Annotated in this window: 17 protein-coding genes; 8 read left to right on the top strand and 9 right to left on the bottom strand. The window is 68.3% G+C overall.

The window, feature by feature from the left end:
* Positions 1 to 13 precede the first annotated feature (13 nt).
* Positions 14 to 895 carry a branched-chain amino acid ABC transporter permease gene (locus GPA27_RS14940; RefSeq protein WP_169141408.1) on the bottom strand — a complete coding sequence of 294 codons (882 nt, stop codon included), beginning with the start codon at positions 893 to 895 and terminating at the stop codon, positions 14 to 16.
* A gap of 174 nt (positions 896 to 1,069) precedes the next feature.
* Between GPA27_RS14940 and GPA27_RS14935 the strand changes: the two genes are divergently transcribed.
* Together GPA27_RS14935 and mscL are read left to right on the top strand one after the other, a co-directional pair.
* Positions 1,070 to 1,690: a trimeric intracellular cation channel family protein gene (locus GPA27_RS14935; RefSeq protein WP_169141407.1), complete on the top strand. Its 621-nt coding sequence runs from the start codon at positions 1,070 to 1,072 to the stop codon at positions 1,688 to 1,690.
* Between the two features lie 161 nt (positions 1,691 to 1,851).
* Positions 1,852 to 2,280 carry a large conductance mechanosensitive channel protein MscL gene (gene mscL / locus GPA27_RS14930; protein ID WP_169141406.1) on the top strand — a complete coding sequence of 143 codons (429 nt, stop codon included), beginning with the start codon at positions 1,852 to 1,854 and terminating at the stop codon, positions 2,278 to 2,280.
* A gap of 170 nt (positions 2,281 to 2,450) precedes the next feature.
* Here mscL and GPA27_RS14925 read toward each other — a convergent pair whose 3' ends face one another.
* Genes GPA27_RS14925 through GPA27_RS14905 form a run of 5 tightly spaced genes read right to left on the bottom strand, consistent with a single transcriptional unit; the run spans position 2,451 to position 6,568 of the window.
* The gene (locus GPA27_RS14925) at positions 2,451 to 3,092 is read right to left on the bottom strand and encodes an MBL fold metallo-hydrolase (RefSeq protein WP_169141405.1); all 642 of its coding nucleotides are present in this window, start codon (positions 3,090 to 3,092) and stop codon (positions 2,451 to 2,453) included.
* Between the two features lie 59 nt (positions 3,093 to 3,151).
* Positions 3,152 to 4,258 (bottom strand): molybdenum ABC transporter ATP-binding protein, encoded by a 1,107-nt coding sequence (gene modC / locus GPA27_RS14920; protein WP_169141404.1) that lies wholly within the window; start codon positions 4,256 to 4,258, stop codon positions 3,152 to 3,154.
* Entirely contained in the window at positions 4,255 to 4,926 is a 672-nt protein-coding gene (gene modB / locus GPA27_RS14915) for a molybdate ABC transporter permease subunit (RefSeq protein WP_169141403.1), read from the bottom strand. Before modB ends, modC begins: the two co-directional genes overlap by 4 nt.
* Positions 4,927 to 4,939: 13 nt before the next feature.
* Complete coding sequence (gene modA, locus GPA27_RS14910; RefSeq protein WP_169141402.1) at positions 4,940 to 5,689, bottom strand: molybdate ABC transporter substrate-binding protein; 750 nt, start codon at positions 5,687 to 5,689, stop codon at positions 4,940 to 4,942.
* 54 nt (positions 5,690 to 5,743) lie between these two features.
* Positions 5,744 to 6,568: a TOBE domain-containing protein gene (locus GPA27_RS14905; protein ID WP_169141401.1), complete on the bottom strand. Its 825-nt coding sequence runs from the start codon at positions 6,566 to 6,568 to the stop codon at positions 5,744 to 5,746.
* A gap of 355 nt (positions 6,569 to 6,923) precedes the next feature.
* Here GPA27_RS14905 and GPA27_RS14900 point away from each other — a divergent pair, with 355 nt between their 5' ends.
* Genes GPA27_RS14900 through GPA27_RS14880 form a run of 5 tightly spaced genes read left to right on the top strand, consistent with a single transcriptional unit; the run spans position 6,924 to position 13,175 of the window.
* Positions 6,924 to 7,847, top strand: coding sequence for a PhnD/SsuA/transferrin family substrate-binding protein (locus GPA27_RS14900; protein WP_169141400.1), 924 nt, complete (start codon positions 6,924 to 6,926; stop codon positions 7,845 to 7,847).
* Positions 7,848 to 7,862: 15 nt separating this feature from the next.
* Positions 7,863 to 9,929, top strand: coding sequence for a putative bifunctional diguanylate cyclase/phosphodiesterase (locus GPA27_RS14895; RefSeq protein WP_169141399.1), 2,067 nt, complete (start codon positions 7,863 to 7,865; stop codon positions 9,927 to 9,929).
* Positions 9,926 to 10,498 (top strand): hypothetical protein, encoded by a 573-nt coding sequence (locus GPA27_RS14890; RefSeq protein ID WP_169141398.1) that lies wholly within the window; start codon positions 9,926 to 9,928, stop codon positions 10,496 to 10,498. The genes GPA27_RS14895 and GPA27_RS14890 overlap by 4 nt, the downstream gene beginning before the upstream one ends.
* Positions 10,495 to 11,592, top strand: coding sequence for a c-type cytochrome (locus GPA27_RS14885; RefSeq protein WP_169141397.1), 1,098 nt, complete (start codon positions 10,495 to 10,497; stop codon positions 11,590 to 11,592). Before GPA27_RS14890 ends, GPA27_RS14885 begins: the two co-directional genes overlap by 4 nt.
* Positions 11,589 to 13,175 carry a SulP family inorganic anion transporter gene (locus GPA27_RS14880; RefSeq protein ID WP_169141396.1) on the top strand — a complete coding sequence of 529 codons (1,587 nt, stop codon included), beginning with the start codon at positions 11,589 to 11,591 and terminating at the stop codon, positions 13,173 to 13,175. Before GPA27_RS14885 ends, GPA27_RS14880 begins: the two co-directional genes overlap by 4 nt.
* A 93-nt stretch (positions 13,176 to 13,268) precedes the next feature.
* On the opposite strand, the gene GPA27_RS14875 is transcribed toward GPA27_RS14880, so the two are convergent.
* The gene (locus GPA27_RS14875) at positions 13,269 to 13,637 is read right to left on the bottom strand and encodes a hypothetical protein (RefSeq protein ID WP_256222969.1); all 369 of its coding nucleotides are present in this window, start codon (positions 13,635 to 13,637) and stop codon (positions 13,269 to 13,271) included.
* 184 nt (positions 13,638 to 13,821) lie between these two features.
* Positions 13,822 to 15,429 carry a methyl-accepting chemotaxis protein gene (locus tag GPA27_RS14870; protein ID WP_169141394.1) on the bottom strand — a complete coding sequence of 536 codons (1,608 nt, stop codon included), beginning with the start codon at positions 15,427 to 15,429 and terminating at the stop codon, positions 13,822 to 13,824.
* Between the two features lie 283 nt (positions 15,430 to 15,712).
* On the opposite strand from GPA27_RS14870, the gene GPA27_RS14865 reads away from it, so the two are divergent.
* Positions 15,713 to 17,350 carry an ATP-binding domain-containing protein gene (locus tag GPA27_RS14865; protein WP_169141393.1) on the top strand — a complete coding sequence of 546 codons (1,638 nt, stop codon included), beginning with the start codon at positions 15,713 to 15,715 and terminating at the stop codon, positions 17,348 to 17,350.
* A gap of 57 nt (positions 17,351 to 17,407) precedes the next feature.
* On the opposite strand, the gene GPA27_RS14860 is transcribed toward GPA27_RS14865, so the two are convergent.
* Positions 17,408 to 17,887 (bottom strand): ProQ/FINO family protein, encoded by a 480-nt coding sequence (locus GPA27_RS14860; protein ID WP_169141392.1) that lies wholly within the window; start codon positions 17,885 to 17,887, stop codon positions 17,408 to 17,410.
* Positions 17,888 to 18,304 lie beyond the last annotated feature (417 nt).

The following is an 18,304-nucleotide window of genomic DNA, read 5'->3' as shown; positions in this document are numbered from 1 at the left end:
CCCGCCACCGCACTCACGGCCGCCCCCGCAGGCCCGCCGCGAAGCCGCCCGGAAACAGCAGCAGCACGGCCAGCATCAGCAGGTAGGGCACGACGTCCTTCGCCCCTTCCGGCAGCGCCAGCCCCGCGAGCGCCTCGACGACGCCGAGGAACACCCCGCCCGCGAGCGCCCCCGGCAGACTCGTCATGCCGCCCAGCACCGCGGCCGGGAACGCCTTCAGCGCCACCAGCCCCATGTTCGGATGGACGAAGGTCACCGGTGCCAGCAGCACCCCCGCGACCGCGGCGAGCCCGGCGCCGAGCGCCCACGCCAGCGTGTGCATGCGCGGCACCGACACGCCCATCAGCGCCGCGACCCCGGCGTTCTCCGAGCACGCGCGCAAGGCCAGCCCTGCGCGCGTGCGGCGGAAGAACAGCGTCAGCGCGCCGGCGAGCAGCGCGGTCGCCGCGATCACCGCGAGGTGCTCCACGGCCAGGGCCGCGCCGCCCAGTTGCACGCTTGCGCCGGCGAAGGGCAGAGGCAGGCGGTGCATCGCGTGACTCGCCGCCGGCACCGCCCCGACGGCGCCGCGCATCACCATCCCCAGCCCGAAGGTCAGCAGCAGCGCCGTCAGGTGCCCCGGTCCGAGCGTGCGGCGCAGCACCGTGCGCTCGAGCAACGCCCCGAAGGCCGCCATCGCGGCGACGCCGAGCACGACTGCGGCGGCGAGCGGCAGGCCGGCCGCCTCGTGCAGCGCCAGCACCGCGAAGGCCCCGAGCATGAGGAGCTCGCCCTGCATGAAGCTCACCGCTCCGGTCGCCTTGTAGATCAGCACGAAGGACAGCGCCACCAGCCCGTACACGCAGCCGGTCGCGACGCCGCTCGCGAGCACCTGGATCAGGGTCTCGGCGGACATGGATGCGGCGACGGGGGCGTGCCGGGTGGAGAAAGGGGCATGCGTCTTCCGGACGAAGGGGGCTGGAACGGCAGGGGCAAAGCGCGATTATGCCAAGCCCGTGCCAAGCCCGCGCCAAGCCCACGCTGCCTATGGCCGCTGCGCAGCGCCGCGGCGCGATGCTATGCTCGCCCGATGCGTCCGATCGACACCCTCGTCTATGGCATCGGCCTCGCCGGCGTCGCCGCCCAGGCCGCCGCGGGCGTCCTCGAAGCCGGCAACAAGCGCTTCGACCTCTTCGGCATGGTCGTCGTCGCCCTCGCCGCCTCGCTCGGCGGCGGCTCGCTGCGCGACATGCTGCTCGACCGCCAGGTGTTCTGGATTGCCGACCAGAGCTACCTCGTCACCGCGCTCCTCGCCGCCCTCGCGGCCTTCGCGCTGGCGCGCGTGATGCGCCTGCCTGCACGCCTGTTCCTGCTGCCCGATGCGATCGGCCTCGCGCTGTTCACGGTCAGCGGCACCCAAGCGGCGCTCGCCCTCGACGCGCCCTGGCTCGTCGCGAGCCTGATGGGCGTCATCACCGGCGCCTTCGGCGGCATCGTGCGCGACGTGCTGTGCAACGAGGTGCCGCTCGTCTTCAGCGGCGCGCTGTACGCCACCGCGTCGTGGGTCGGCGCGCTGCTGCTGGTCGCGCTGTCGGAGTTCGGGGTCGCGCACACCTGGGCGGCCCTGCTCGCCGGCTCCGTCGTGCTCGCGATCCGGCTCTCGGCGATGCGCTTCGGCTGGCGCCTGCCGGTGTTCCGCGCACGGATGTAAGCCCCCGGACTGCGCTGCGCAGCACGGACGACTATCCCGGACGGAAACCACCGCCTGCGCGCGATGACGTGCGAAAGGTGCAAAAGATGGCACACTAGCCGCGTCGGCACGGTCAGCGCGCCCTGCCGTGCCCCATCAACCACCCCGGGAGGTTATCGAGAATGAGTTTCCTGCGCGAGTTCAAAGAGTTCGCCATGCGCGGCAACGTCGTCGACCTGGCGGTCGGCGTGATCATCGGCGGCGCCTTCGGCAAGATCGTCGATTCGCTGGTCAAGGACGTGATCATGCCCGTCGTCGGCCGCCTGATGGGCGGCGTCGATTTCCGCCACCTGCACATCAACCTCGGCGACAAGACCTTCGAAACGCTGGAAGCCGCCGAAAAGGCCGGCGCACCGCTGGTGAAGTACGGGGCCTTCATCAACACGACGATCGACTTCATCATCGTCGCGTTCGCGATCTTCGTCGCGATCAAGGCGATCAACCGCCTCAAGCGCGCCGAGCCGCCGGCACCGCCGCCCGAGCCCGCCCCCGAGCCGGAAGAAATCAAGCTGCTGCGCGAGATCCGCGATTCGCTGCAGCAGCGTGGCTAGAAGGCATCAACAATCAAATACTTGCCGTCTGCCGGGCACTTGGTTCCTCCCCCTTCAAGGGGGAGGTCAGGAGGGGGATGGGTTTCTGCGGCGCCTGCTTAACCCATCCCCACCCCAACCCTCCCCTTGAAGGGGAGGGAGCGACCGTACAGCACTCAACCTGATATCCCTTACGCGTAGTCGCCGACGTAGGGGTTGTTCTTGCGCTCGTCGCCGAACGTCGAGGTCGGGCCGTGGCCCGGCAAGAAGGTGATGTCGTCGCCGAGCGGGAAGAGCTTCTCGCGGATCGAGTGGATCAGCGTCGCCTGGTCGCCCTTGGGGAAGTCGGTACGGCCGATCGAGCCCGCGAACAGCACGTCGCCGACGATCGCGAGGCGCGCATCGGCGTGGAAGAACACGACATGGCCGGGGGTGTGGCCGGGGGTGTGGATCACGCGAAAGCTCTCCTCGCCCACCGTCACGGTGTCGCCGTCGTGCAGCCAGCGGTCCGGCTCGAAGGCCTCGACGTCGGGAAAGCCGAACATCTTGCTCTGCTGCGGCATCCCGGCGATCCAGAAGCGGTCCTCCTCCTGCGGCCCCTCGACGGGCACGCCCAGCTCGCGCGCGAGAATCGCCGTGCCGCCGGCATGGTCGATGTGGCCGTGCGTGATCAGCAGCTTCTCGATCTTCACCCCGAGCTTGTCGGCCATGGCGCGGATGCGCTCCAGGTCGCCGCCCGGATCGACGACCGCCCCCCTCATCGTCTTGTCGCACCATACGATGCTGCAGTTCTGCTCGAAGGGGGTCACCGGGACGATACGCAGCTGGATCATGGCGGGCAAGAATTCGGGTTGAACGGCCCGACAGTTTAGCGCGGTCGGCGTGCCCCGCCCTAGCGCAGCAGCGCCACGCCCTTCACCTGCGCGAACAGGCTCATGCCCGGCGCGATGCCCATCTGCACCGCGGAGCGCGTCGTGATGCGCGCGAGCAGTGCGCGACCTGCGACGTCGAGGCGCACCAGCGTGCGTCCGGGGCTCGCGTCGTCGAGCGACACCACGCGCGCCGGCAGCACGTTGAGGATGCTCGAATCGTGGCGTTCCGCGAGCGCCAGGCTCACGTCGCGCGCGAGCACGCGGGCGCGCACCTGCGCCCCGAGTGGCGCTTCCAGCCCGGTGATCCACAGCGGCAGGCCGCCGAATTCGAGTCGCGTCAGCGCGAAACGCTCGTCGCGCCCCGCAACCTGCGCATCGACGACGACGAAGGCCTCCTCGTCGTGCGCGAAGGGCAGGTCCAGGCGCGGCATCACCTCGTCGATCGCACCCGACGCGAGCACGCGCCCGTCGCGCAGCAGCACGACGTGATCGGCCAGCCGCGCGACCTCCTCCGGCGCGTGGCTCACGTACACGACCGGGATGTCCAGCTCGCCGTGCAGGCGTTCCAGGTAGGGCAGGATCTCCGCCTTGCGCTGTGCGTCGAGCGCGGCCAAGGGCTCGTCCATCAGCAACAGGCGCGGACTGGTCGCCAGCGCGCGCGCGATCGCGACACGCTGGCGTTCGCCGCCCGAGAGCCGCTCCGGCATACGCTCGAGCAGCGGCTCGATGCCGAGCAGCGCGATCGCATGATCGAGCGACACGCGGCGCTCGGCCGCGGCGACCCGCCTCAGGCCGAACTCGAGGTTGCGCCGCACCGACAGATGCGGAAACAGGCTCGCCTCCTGGAACACGTAGCCGAGCGGGCGGCGGTGCGTCGGCACGAACACGGCACGCGCGTCGTCCTGCCACACCTCGCCGCGCACCGCGAGGTAGCCGTCCGTCGCCCGCTCGAGGCCCGCGAGGCAGCGCAGCAGCGTCGTCTTGCCCGATCCGGAGTGGCCGAACAGCGCGCTCACGCCGCGCCCGGGCAACTGCAGCGCCGCATCCAGCGCAAAGCCGGGCCACGCCAGCCGGAAGCACGCCTCGATGCCGGCGCCGGGGAGCGGTTCCGCGGCAGCGGAACTCATCGCGCCCCCCCGCGCTTGCGGCTGTGCAGCAGGAACAGCACGAGGAAGCTGAACGCCACCATCCCCGCCGAGAGCCAGTGCGCCTGCGCGTATTCGAGCGCCTCGACGTGGTCGTAGATCTGCACCGACACCACGCGCGTCTTCTCCGGGATGTTGCCGCCTATCATCAGCACTACGCCGAACTCGCCGACCGTGTGCGCGAAGCCCAGCACCGCCGCGGTGACGAACCCCGGGCGCGCGAGCGGCAGCACGACGCTGAAGAACGTGTCGAGCGCGCCCGCGCGCAGCGTCGCGGCGACCTCCAGCGGCCGTTCGCCGATCGCCTCGAAGGCCTGCTGCAGCGGCTGCACGACGAAGGGCAGCGAATAGAACACCGAGCCGACAACGAGGCCCGCGAAGCTGAAGGGCAGCAGGCCCAGCCCCAGCGCCTGCGTAAGCTGCCCGACCGGGCCGTGCGGCCCCATCATCACGAGCAGGTAGAAGCCGATCACGGTCGGCGGCAGCACCAGCGGCAGCGCGACCACCGCGCCGACCGCGCCCTTCCATGCCGAGCGCGTGCGTGCGAGCCACCACGCGACGGGCGTGCCGATCACGAGCAGGATCGCCGTCGTCACCGCCGCCAGCTCCAGCGTCAGGCGGATCGCCGCGAAATCGGCCGCGCTCATCATTGTCCCGCCTGCCTCACTGCCCGTAACCGTAGGACTTGATGATTGCGGCGGCCTTCGCGCCACGCAGGTAGTCCGCGAGCGCGCGCGCCGCCGGCTTGTCGCGGCCCTTGGCGAGGATCACCGCATCCTGGCGCAGCGGCGCGTGCAGCTCGGCCGGCACCCGCCACGCCGACCCGCCCGTCAGCCGGCCGTCGGACCACACCTGCGACAGCGCGACGAAGCCCAGCTCGGCGTTGCCGCTGGCGACGAACTGGTGCGTCTGCGCGATGTTCTCGCCGGTCACGAGCTTCGCCGCGAGCGCATCGGCCACACCCAGCTTGCGCAACACCTCCAGCGCCGCCACGCCGTAGGGCGCGGTCTTGGGGTTGGCCACCGCGAGATGGGCGAAGGCGCCGCGTCTGAGCACCTCGCCCTTGTCATCGACCACGCCGGGCTGCGCCGACCACAGCGCCAGCTTGCCGATCGCGTAGGTGAAGCGGCTGCCGGCGACCACCGTGCCCTCCTCCTCCAGCTTCGCCGGCGTCGTGTCGTCGGCGGAGAGGAACACCTCGAAGGGGGCGCCGTTGCGGATCTGCGCATAGAACTTGCCGGTCGCGCCGAATGCGAGCTGCGCCTTGTGGCCGGTGTCGCGCTCGAACTCGGCGGCGATCTTCTGCATCGGCGCGGTGAAGTTGGCGGCGACCGCGACGCTGACTTCGGCGGCGCGGGCAGTCCCGCATGACAGGACGGCAGCACACAGCAGGCGGGCGAGGAGGGATTGCATGGGAACTCCTTGTCGGCAGACGCAGCGGAGGTCGGTTCGAACCTTGTGGCGGACTCAATCCCAAGTTGCGAGGATCACGCTGGATGCCTTGAAGATCGCGCTGGCCGGCACGCCCACCGCGAGCCCGAGGGCCTCGCAGCTGCCGTGCGTGACGACCGCCGTGACGGTGCGCCCGGACAGCAGTTGCAGCGTCACTTCGTCGTTCACCGAGCCCGCGTGGATCGCCGCGACCTCGCCCTGCAGCCGGTTGCGCGCGGTGATGCGCAGGTCGCCGTCGGTCATCAGCAGCACCGACGAGGATTTCACCAACGCGCACACCTCCTTGCCGATCGCGAGGCCCAGGTTCTCGGCGCTTTCCTTCGTAATCACCGCGACGATCTCGGTGTCGCGGTCGAGGCGCAGGCGCACCTCGTAATCCACGCCGCCGTCGCGCAGGCCGGTGATCGGGCCGGTGAACTGGTTGCGCGCGCTGGTCTTCATCGACATGCGGTGCATCAGGGTCTGGAACTCCCGGATGCCGACCGGCCCGATGTCGTCGAGCCGTTCGGCGAGGCGGTCGAGCGTCGCCTGGTACTCGATCTCGAGCGCGCGGTACATCGCGACGATGCGCCGGCCGTACTCGGTGAGCTGCGTCCCGCCGCCCTGGCGCCCGCCCGTGACGCGAACGACCAGCGGTGCGGGGGCGAGGTTGTTCACGGCGTCGACCGCGTCCCACGCCGCCTTGTACGACAGCGGCACCGCCTTCGCGGCCTGGCTGATCGAGCCGCGCCGGTCGATCTCCTCGAGCAGACGGATGCGGGTGTCCGACAAGGCCGTACCCATCATGCCGGCTTCGATCGCGAGGCGCCCGATGAATCGATGGGAACCGGGGGAACTCATCCGTGAACCTCAATTTATATAGTTACGACTATACAGCGAATTGCGTGCCAGAACCGGCTGGCGCTATGGTTGAGCCCGTGTCGCTTGCAGTTGTATGTTGCCGGACACGCGAGCCGCTCGGTGCCATCGCCGATTATATGTATCAAACAATACAACGACGTCGCAATCCCGACAAACCGTACGAGGAGTCCGCGATGAAGGTCAGCGCACGATCTGAAAGCCGCAGGCCTTGAATTCTCCCGCGACCCCGTTCATGCTCCCGCTGCTTGCGACGCAAGACCAATAAGAACGAACGCGAAGCTGACGTGCCCCTCTTTGGGGCACCGACCCACACGATTCAAAGGGGACAGCAGGAATGAGCAGGGCAACAAAGGGCGCGGGAGGCGCCAGGCATACGCTCGCCGACCGCCGGCGCGTCGTGTTCGGATTGCTGGCGACCATCGGGCTGTCGCTAGCGGACCGTTCGATCCCTGCCGCATTGGCCGCGGGCGAGGCTCCGCTGGTGATGGGGATCTTCCCGCGGCGCCAGGCGACGCTCACCACGGAGCTCTACGCCCCGCTCGCCGCCTACCTCGGGCGCGAGCTCGGGCGCGAGGTCCGGGTCGTCACCGCGAAGGACTTCGACGCCTTCTGGGACGGCGTGGAACAGCGGCGCTACGATATCGTTCATTACAACCAGTTCCATTACGTCCGCTCCGCCGACAAGTACCGCGTCATCGCCCACAACGAGGAATTCGGCACCGGCACGGTCGCCGGCGCGCTCTACGTGCGCAAGGACAGCGGCATCGCCACGATCCCGCAGCTGCGCGGGCGCAAGATCGTGTTCGGCGGCGGCACGGACGCGATGATGAGCTACATCCTGCCGAGCTACCTGCTGCTCGAAGCCGGGCTGAAGCCCGACGACTACGAGACGGTGTTCTCGAAGAATCCGCCGAACTCGCTGATCTCGCTGTACCACGGCCAAGCCGACGCGAGCGGAGCGGGCGACATCCTGATCGACCTGCCTGTGGTGCGCAATGCGATGGACACCAGCACCGTCACCCACCTCGGCATGACCGAGCGGGTGCTGCACCTTCCCTGGGCGGTGCGCAAGGACATGCCGCAGGCACTCGCCGCGCGCATCCAGACGCTGCTGGTCGGACTGCAGGCCCGCGAGGACGGCCGCGCGATCCTCGCCCGCGCGGAGATGACCGGCTTCGGTGCCGCGCGCGACGCCGACTACGATCCCCACCGCCGCATCATCCGCAAGGTCATGCCGTCGATCGACATGCCGCGCTGAACACGGAGAACGCAGTTGCGCCTGGCGAGCAAGTTCATCGTCATCGTGGCCGGCATCCTGTCGGTCACGCTGGCGCTGAACGCCTACTTCTTTCTGCACAGCCAGACGGAGATTCTCGAGCGGCAGCTCGACGAACGCGGCCGCGTGCTGGGGCATCTGATCGCACTGATCAGCCCCGAGGCCATCCTGGGGCTGGATTTTCTGACCCTCAACGAGTACGCGCGCGAGGTCAGCCGGCAGCACGATGTCGTCTATGGCGTCATTTTCGACGCCGACGACAGGCCGCTGACCTCCTACGTCAATGGCGACGATCCGCGCATCCGCGCAGTCCTCGGTGCCGACAGCCCGGCGCAGCACCATCTGGCGCCGGCACGCATGAAGGCGCTGGTCCGGCGGCTCGCCGAGCAGCCCGACGTGATCCCCGCCGAATTCCCCATCCTCCATGACGAACGCCTGCTGGGCCGGCTGCGGGTCGGCATCAGCCGCAAGGAGCTCGAGCTCCAGTCCCGCCAGCAGCTGGTCCATCAGATCGCCATCTATGCATTGATCATCGCATTCCTGAGCGCCGCGATCTATCTGGTGTTCAAGTACAGCGTGATGCATCCGGTACAACGCCTGATCGAGGTCTCGCGCGATCTCGGCCGCGGGGAATTCACCCTCATCCCCGTGACATCGGGCGACGAGCTCGGGCGACTCGGCGAAACCTTCAACGCGATGACCCTCGAGATCCAGCGCGAACAGGCCAAGCTGCACTACCAGGCGAACTATGATTCGCTGACGGCGCAGCCGAACCGGATGCTCGCGATCGAGCGGCTGCAGCAGGAAATCCGCTCGGCGCACCGCCAGCAGCAACGCTTCGCGCTGATGTTCATCGATCTCAACGACTTCAAGATCGTCAACGACACGATGGGGCACGCCGCGGGCGACCGCCTGCTCGCGCAAGTGAGCGCCAACATCCGCGCGCGCCTGCGCGACGAGGACACCCTCGCCCGGCTCGGCGGCGACGAATTCCTGGTGCTGCTGCCGCGCCTCGGGCAGGCAAACGACGCACGGGATGTCGCCGGCCGCCTGCTCGAGGCGGTGGCCGAACCGGTGACGCTCGACGGCCACGACGTGGTCGTGCATTGCAGCATCGGTATCGCGCTATACCCCGACGACGGCGAATCGGTCGAGGCCCTGATGGCGAACGCGGACAATGCGATGTACCAGGCCAAGAAGCCCGGGCGACCGCCGATCTGCTTCTTCACCGCGGAGATGAACGCGCAGGTGCATGAACGCCTGCGCCTCGAACAAGACCTGAACAAGGTCCTCGCACGTGGCGAGCTGCAGCTCGCGTTCCAGCCGATATTCCGCGCCGAGGACGGCGCCTACGTCGGCGCCGAAGTGCTGCTGCGCTGGCTGCACCCGGAACGCGGTTTCATCAGCCCGACGACCTTCATCCCGCTCGCCGAGAGCACCGGCCAGATCGTCGCGATCGGCGAATGGGTGCTGCGCGAGGCGGGGCGGCAGCTGCGCCGCTGGCTGAACGCGGGACTCGCGCCGGGGTATCTGGCGGTCAACCTCTCGCGCGTGCAGCTGCGCGAGGACCTGGAACAGCTGATCCGCAGCGTCCTCCACGACAACGCGCTGCCTCCACAGGCCCTGGAGCTCGAGATCACCGAGAACATCCTGCTCGACGACCACCAGCAGATCAACGCGGTGTTGGGGCGGCTGCATGGACAGGGGCTGCGCTTCAGCCTCGACGACTTCGGCACAGGCTACTCGTCGCTCAGCTACCTGCGTCGCTTCTCGTTCGACACGCTGAAGATCGACCGCAGCTTCGTCGCACCCCTGTGCGACGACGCCGAGGCCGCCGCGCTGGTGCGCGCAATCGTCGCGATGGCGCACAGCCTCTCGCTGAAGGTGATCGCCGAAGGGGTGGAGACCCGTGCCCAGCTGGAATTCCTGCAGGCCCTGGGCTGCGATTACATGCAGGGCTACCTGCTTTCACGCCCGCTCGACGCCGAACATTTCACTACCCTCCTCACCCGTTTCGCGCGCGAACCACAGCCTTGGGGCAGCCCGCAGGTACTTGTCCAATGAGCGCAACGCGGCCCGACGCCGCGATGCGCGACCGCCGGCGCGCCGCACGGAAGGCGCAGCTGCGCGTTGTGCTGCGCGGGGCGCTGGGCGCGGCGGTCGTCATCGGCACGGTGGCGTGGGCCCACTTCGGCTCGGGCCGGCCGGTCTTTTCGCCCCACGGAACCCCGGAAGCGGGCTGGAGCGCGTTTCGCGAGGCCTACGGCGTCGACAGCTTCGGCCGCGACGGCTATTTCGTGCGCGCAATCCAGAACGGCTACAACCTCGTGCACCACACGCACAAGTACGCCTGGCGCTTTACGCGCAAGGGCGCGCTCGATCACCCCAACGCGTGCAGCGACTGCCACAGCGCGGAAGCGCTGGCGTACGCCTTCGCGGCCGGCGATCGCTTCGACGCGCGACTCGGGCGGCGGGTGTCCTTCGAGGAACGCGTGATGCGCTGCTACGCGACGCACCTCGACGGCTTCATCCCGACGATCCACGAGCCGGCGGTGCGCGACATCCGCATCTTCGCCCGCATGGTCGCCCACCACCTGCAGCTCGGCGAAGGGGCACTGGAGCGCACACCGTGAAACCGCTCGCGCCGGGACCGAAGAAGGCCGCAAGGCTCGCGCTGCTGATCGGCGTGCTGCTCGCGCTGTATGCGCTCGCGGTCGCGAAGCACGAGGAGCGCCAGCGCATCCGCGATCAGGCGGTGACGCTGACACCGGGCTGCGCGGACAAGCTCGCCCGCTACGGTCTCGTGGCCGGTGCGACCTACGTCTCGCCCTACACGCTCGCGCGCAGTGGGCAGGCAATCGTGCGGCAGGGCTACAGCGACGAGGACGTACGCGCGATCCAGCGCGGCTGCAACATCATCGACGACCTGCAGGGGCAGCTCGCCGCGGACCCGGCGCGCGAGCGCTGGAATGCGACGCGCTTCGTGCGCGGTACCCACACCAGCTGCGACCACTGCCACCAGGGCATCGGCGACAAGCAGACTGCGGACGGCGTTCCACAACCCGGGTCGTTGAGCCTCGCTGCGTCGTGGGTCATGGCCGACATGTACGACCAGTTCACCGGCATCCTGCTGCCCTACGAGCTGCGCCAGATGCAGTGTTACATCAACTCGTCGAACGGCTTCAAGCCGAACATCGCCGACGACCTGATCCGCGACGTCACCGCCTACGGCCGCTTCCTCGCCGCGGCGCTCGACCTGCGCTTCGGCAACCGCTACCAGGAGCAGGGCATCGACGAAGTGACCGCGTCATCCACCCTCAAGCGCGGCGACGACTACGTCCGGGGCGGCGCGCTGTTCCGCGACAGGTGCGCGCGCTGCCACGGCCCGCAGGGGCTCGGCACGGTCGTCGACGGCAAGGTACTGTTCCCCGCGGTGGCCGGGCCGAACGCTTTCAACCTGCAATCGCGCAACAACTTCTCCTTCGTGTCGACGATCCTGCCGGGCTTCATCTGCCGCAACATGCCGCCCGGAGAAGAGGGCTCGCTTTCCAACCAGGACTGCCGCGACATCGCCTTCTACGTCAGCAACCTGCCGCGCCCGGCCGGCGACAAGCAGGGGCCGCTTGCGGCACTTTGGCAGCAGCTGATGATGCGCGTGATGCCGCCGCTGATCCGTACCGTCGAATCCTGGCAGCGGCCGGCAGAACCGGGGGGGAGCGGGACGTGAACGTGAAGACCGGCGTGTTTGCGTGGGCGCCGCTGCGTGCGGGCGCGCTCGGCAACGAATTGCTGATCGGGCTGACGCTCGCGATCGTCGTGCTGCCGCAGGCGATCGCGTTCTCGACGACGCTGGCCGGCCTGCCCTCGTATTTCGGCCTGTACGGCGCGATCTGGGGGGTGCTGATCACGGCGCTGCTGAACCCGTCGCGGGTGTTCCACGGCGGGCCGAACAGCACCCTGTCGGCGGTCGTCGGTGTCACGCTGCTGCCGATTGCGCCACAGTTCGGTCCCGACTACATCGGCTACGCGCTGACGCTGTTCCTGCTTGCGGGACTGATCCAGCTGGCGTTCCTCGCGGTGCGGCCGCTCGGCCGCGTGCTCGACTTCGTCAGCGAACCGGTCGCCAACGGCATGATCTGCGGCATCGGCCTGTACATGATCTTCAAATCCTTCCCGGCCTTCGCCGGGCTGCCGATCAACACACAGGTCGAATGGCGCCTGTGGATCGCCTGGCAGAGCTTCCTCGCCGTGCTCGAGATCGGCAACCTGCACGCGATCCATATCGGCCTGATCACGCTGCTCGTGACGGTCGTCGCGCGCCAGTTCGCGGCACTGCGCAACTGGGCGATCCTGCTCGGCATCATCGCCGGCACGCTGTATTCGGAATACCTCAACGCGCGACTCGGGCTCGCCGAGACGCTGATCGAACAGACTGCGAACGTCTCTGCCGCGGGCGCCGTGTACCCGTCCTTGCCGCTGTTCGCCCAGGAGGCGATGCCCGACATCATCAGCATCATCCCCGGCGCGGTCACGCTCGCGCTGCTGGGCCTGTTCCAGACGGTCGCGGCGATGCGACGCATGAACCGCCGCAGCGGCCAGTTCGTCGATGCCCGCCACGGCATCTTCGCCGACGCGCTGTCGAACTGTGTGCTGCCCTTCATCTCGGCGCTACCGACCTGCGCGTCGTTCAACCGCATGTCGCTGATGCACGCGATGAACACCGGCAGCCGGCTCGCCGCGGTATCGTCGGCGCTGTTCCTGCTCGCGCTGGTGAGCTTCTTCGGAGACTTTATCGCCATCATCCCGGTGCCGGCGATGGCGGCGATCATCATGGTGGTCGGCGCCAACATGATCGACTGGTCGGACATCCGGGCGCACTTCCAGCACCGCCCCGAAGCGATCGTGTTCAGCGCTTCCTTCCTGTCGGTGCACCTGTTCGGTCTCTTCGGCGCCGTGATCTGCGGCTCGCTGCTCGCCCTCGCCTACGCGAAGTGGGAAAAGGCGCACCCCAACGTCAGCCTCGAGCGCAACGTGCTGCGCATCCGCGGCAACATCTACTATGGCTCGCTGCCGGTGATCGAATCGCTCTACCATCGGGCCAATAGCGACGCGCGTTTCGACGAACTCGTCGTGGACTTCTCCGCCGTCCATCACATCGACCCGGAAGGCATTCGCTGGCTCGCGGAGGTGGGCAAGAACCACAAGGTCCGCTTCGCCGACCGGCGAAGCGGACAGGATCGGCGCGCGGCCTCCGGCGAACCACCGGCGGACCGCCAGCGCAAGGACCGGCGCCGCCGGCGCACGCTGTAAGCGCCGACCACGGGACGACACGGACTGTGCGGGCGCCTCCTACGATCGCGCGTGGCGGGTCCGTTATCCGAACAGTTACAGCCTGCGAGAGACTTACTTCTTCGCGATCGTCGCGTCCTCGACCAGCAGCGGGTACATGTAGCCCGATCCGAAGTCGCGGTCGAGCTTGACGTTGCCGGTGACGACGACCTCGTCGCCGACCGCGGCGGTGTCCTTGCTGGTGACGATCAGGTTGTTGGTGGCCTGATCGCCCGAACCGTCGCGCACATGGACGAAGTTGCGCCCCATGATGCCGTTGTTCACCTTGACGACCTTGCCGCTGACCTGGACCGCCTTGCCCGACAGCTCGGTCTTTTCCTGGTGGATGGCGGCGACGGTCTTGACGGCGGCATCCGCGGCAAACGCTGCGGGGGCACCGAAACCGATCATTCCGGCGATGACGAGGGCGAGAACTTTCTTCACGAACAGACTCCTGCTGATGGGTCCGCATGCGGACATGAGTGCGGTGCTGCGACCGCACATTCTATACCGCGACGCCACCGCACGATGGTATTTGCATCAAGAGAGGCGCCCCCGGCGCGGACCACAGGGGCCGCAGCACGGGGGCGGGAAGCAGAGGGGAAGCAGGCCGGGGAACCGCCGGAACTCAGGCGAGGCGGAAGCGGCCGGCGGTGGTCTGCAGCCGGGCCGCGACGCCTTCGAGCTGGTGCGCAGCGGTCGCGGTCTCTTTCACCGCGGCGCTGTTCTCCTCGCTCATCTGGGCGGTCTGCTCGACACGCCGTGCGATCTCGTTGCTCGCGGTCGACTGCTCGTGCAGCGCGCTCGTGATGTCCTCGACCGCCGCGACGACGTGGCGCGCCTGGTCGGTGAGCGCGCTGATCGCGGCGCCCGCCTCGCGCGACAGGGAATCGACATCGCCCATGTGGGCCACGACCTTTTCCATGCTGGAGACGGCATCGCGGGTGACGTTCTGCACCTGCGAGATCATCTCGGTGATCTCCTGCGTCGACTTGCCCGTGCGCTCGGCGAGCTTGCGCACCTCGTCGGCGACGACCGCGAAGCCGCGCCCCTGCTCGCCCGCACGCGCTGCCTCGATCGCGGCATTGAGCGCCAGCAGGTTGGTCTGGTCGGCAATGTCGCGGATCACTGCGACGATCGACGAGATCTGGTCGGAGAAACCGCCCAGCATGCGGATCTGCTCGGCCGTATGGGTCACGGCGGAGGCCGTGACGCGACCGCTCTCCACCATGCGCGTGACGATCTCGTGCCCTTCGGCGGACTTGCGTCCCGACTCGGTGGCCGCGACACGCACGTCGTTGGCATGATCGGACACCTGCGCGATGCTGACCGACATCTCCTCGACCGACGCCGCCATCGAGGACGCAGCCTGCGACTGCAGCTCGGACGAACCCGAGAGCTGCGTCGTCGTCGAGGCAAGCTCCTCGCTCATCGACGCGAGCCCTTCGGCGTGCTCCTGCAGGTTCCCCGCGATCTCACGCAGGTTGCCCTGCATCGTGCGACAGGCCCTGAGCACCTTGGCCAACTCGTCGCGGCCGTCCACTTCGAAGGCATGCGTCAGGTCGCCCCCGGCGATGCGCTCGGCGGCTTCCTGCACGATCTGCAAGGGCTTGAGAATGGAGCGCAGCACGAAACCCGCGTACACGGCCAGCCCGATCGCCGCCACCACGGCGATGATGGCGATCTCGATCAGCGTCCGGCTGCGCTCTTCGTCAAAGAGGCGATCGGAGTCGACCGCCTCGCGCCCCATCGACTCCGCGACCGTGGCCAACTGCTCGCGGATGCGGCTCACCGTGGCGTCGGCCTCGTCGTCGATGGCATGGATCGCCGGGTCGACCTCGTTGTCGGCATTCAGGGCGGGTAGCAGGCGCTTCTCGAACAGCGCGACGATCGCATCGACGTCCTTGCGCGCCTGTGCCACGGCCGCCCTCTCCTCGGGAGTATCCGCGGCCTCGGCAAGCTGCTGCAGATCGCGGTTCGCCTCGGACTGGAGGGCGGCAAAGTCCTTTTTCGCCGCGTCGATGTCACGGTTGATGATCGTGTCGGCGAAGATCTGGTAGAACTGGGCACCCAGCCACGAGGCCTCCGCGGCGCGCGCCTGCGTTTGCGTCCGGGCAAAGCCGTCGTCCTGGAAGTTTGCGAGTTTACTCATGCGGTAGAGCGCGATGCCCATCACCGTGGCAAGCATGAAGAGGGCGATGGCTACCATGACCAGCAGGCGGTGTTTGACACTCATTGCGCGGCTCCCTGACTCTTATGCGATTCCGGGACGGTCGACTACCAGCCCGGGTTCAGATCTTAACGTCGCAACCATAATTTTATTAAGGTTATTTTTCTTCAAATTCATCGGTTTCGACGCCCCAAAATGGGTCGTTCGTGCCGTCGGTGACTTTTTAGTGGCGCACATCCCAATTAGTTACTCCTTTGTCATTCAACCACGCCGCAATGGTTGACCGGCAATGCAATAATTGGCATTCCACTCCTGCATTCCCTCCCCCCGACTTCCCGAGGTCGCAACGATGGCACGCATCCACCCCGAAGGCTGGCAACGCATCCCCGCAAGCGGGGCGCTGGCGCGCGAACTGGAGACGCTGGCGACACTGGCTGAAGGACTGCCCGACGACCACGCGGTGTATCACGGCATCCACTGGACGCGGGTGAACCGCGACCACGCGCTGTTCGGCGAGATCGACTTCGTCGTCGTCGGCCCGAGCGGGCGCGTGCTGCTGATCGAGCAGAAATCCGGCTTCCTCGACGAGACCCAGGACGGACTGGTCAAGACCTATGCGAAAGCGAAGAAGAACGTCAGCGTGCAGATGGCGCGCAGTGCGGAGCACCTGCGCGAGCGCCTCGGGGCCTTCCTGAAGGGTCACAAGGCGCGCATCGACGCCCTGCTCTACTGCCCGGACTATGCGGTGCGCCAGCCCGGCAGCGCCGGCATCGACCCCGCGCGCATCGTGGACGCCAGCCGCCGCCAGCACCTCGTCGCGATCGTGGAGAGCCTGCTGCGCGACGAGGTGCGCGACCGCGTCGTGCTCGACCATATCCACCGCTTCCTCACCGACGAGCTGGAGCTGGTGCCGGAGGTGAACGCGATCGTCGGCCAGGCGGAGGCGCTGTACACCCGCCTCGCCGGCGGCCTGGCGGAATGGGCACGGCGCATCGAGATGGAGCCCTTCCGCCTGCGCGTGACGGGCACCGCGGGCAGCGGCAAGACGCAGCTGGCGATGGCGGTGTTCCGCGACGCGCTCGCGGCGGGACGGCGGCCCTTGTACGTGTGCTACAACCGCCCGCTCGCCGACTACATCGCGCTGATCGCGCCGCCCGGTGGCGAGATCGCGACCTACCATCAGCTGTGCGACCGCGTGCTGCGGGCCCACGGCGAGGTGCCCGACTTCCGCCAGGCGGACGCGTTTGCGCGCCTGGAAACGCGCTTCCGCGAGCTCGACCCGGGCGAGGCGTGGCGCTTCGACGAGCTGATCGTCGACGAGGGGCAGGATTTCCGCGCGGAGTGGCGCGACACGCTGCTGCGCCTGTTGCGGCCGAACGGACGTGCGTGGTGGCTGGAGGATCCGCTGCAGAACCTGTACGACCGTCCGCCCGTCGAGTTGCCGGGCTGGGTACGCATCACCAGCGAGCGCAATTACCGCAGCCCAGCCGACATCCTGGCGGCGCTGAATCGCATGCTGCCGCTGCCGCAGGCGCTCGAGGCGGGCAGCCCGCTCACCGGCTCCGACGTCGAGTTCCTGACATGGAGCGATTCCGCCGCGCTCATCGACGCGACCAAGCGTGCGATGACCCGCGCAATCGCGCTGGGTTTCCGCCGCGACATGATCGCGACGATCACCTTTCGCGGGCGCGAGCATTCGCTGTTCACGCCCTTCGACAGCCTCGGCGTACACCGCCTGAAGGCGTTCACGGGCAATTACGACCTGCTCGGCAACCCCGTGTATTCGGACGGCGACTTCCTCATCGACTCCGTCTACCGCTTCAAGGGTCAGGCCGCGCCGTGCGTAATCTTCACCGAGATCGACTTCGCGGCGCTCGATCCGCTGACGGTGCGCAAGCTCTTCGTCGGCGCGACACGCGCGAGCATGAAGCTGATCCTCGTCGTGTCGGAGCGCGCGGCGCGCCTGCTCTCCGCGCGGCTGGACTGAGCCCGTCACGCAGCGCGGAGCACGCTTCCGCCCGGTCGTAGGCCGGGCGGGCGAGGCTCAGCGCCTGGCGAACTTGCCGACGAGCTGGGCGAGCTTCTCGGTCTTGCGGCGCTCGGTTTCTTCGGCGCGCTGGCGCTCGCGCTCGGCTTCGGCCGCAGCCTTCTTGCGCTTGGCGACTTCGGCGAAGCGCTCCTTGAGCGTCTGCGCGGCGTGCTGGCGCTGTTCCTCGGTGACTTCGCCGCTTTCCTTGCCGTCGAGGTCGAAGCGCGCGGTGGCCTTCTCGACGGCCTTGAGGTAGCGCGTCGTCGCGGTGTGCATGCGCATCGCGCTGCGGACGACCTTGCGGTCGACCTCGGGGAAGCGCTCGGCGATGGCCTTGTCGATGCGCAGCGCGAGCGGCTTCACTTCGCTGAAGGTCGGGGAGATTTCCTGAAGCTTCTGCAACAGGCCGCGGGCATCGATGCCGGCGGGCTTGGCTTCGGCGGCCGGAGCGGCGGACTGTTCGGCCACGGCTTCGGGTGTCGTTTCGGTAGTCATTGCGGGAGGGTGCTGGGACTGCGGACTAAAAGCGGCATGATCGCATGAAAACGGCTTGGGGGGCCGGAACGGGATTGGAATGGCTGCGTCCGACGATCATGGCGTCGGGGCGGGCGCACGCGGCGCTCGTGCCGGCGCATTCATCCAGCGGGCAGACGCTCGCGGCCTTCGGCTTCCCGGAGCGGGCCCGATTGCGGGGGCGGCGACGCAAACTCGGGCGCGATGCGCCCTCAGACATGCGTCGCCTTGTTTCCCCCGCAACCGGGCCCGCTCCGGCGCTCACGACAGCCCGCCGGCCGAACGCACCGGCGCGCCGCGTGCGCCCGCCCTGACGGGTGAGCTTGGTCAGGTCTCGACGGTTTCTTTGGTGGTGATCCTGGCGGCGCAGTACTTGAACTCGGGGATCTTGCCGTAGGG

The organism is Aromatoleum toluolicum (genome assembly GCF_012911005.2).
In the GTDB taxonomy this organism is placed as follows: Bacteria; Pseudomonadota; Gammaproteobacteria; order Burkholderiales; family Rhodocyclaceae; genus Aromatoleum; species Aromatoleum toluolicum.
The sequence above is the reverse complement of the archived record's forward strand: the minus strand, read 5'-3'. Positions and strand labels throughout refer to the sequence as shown.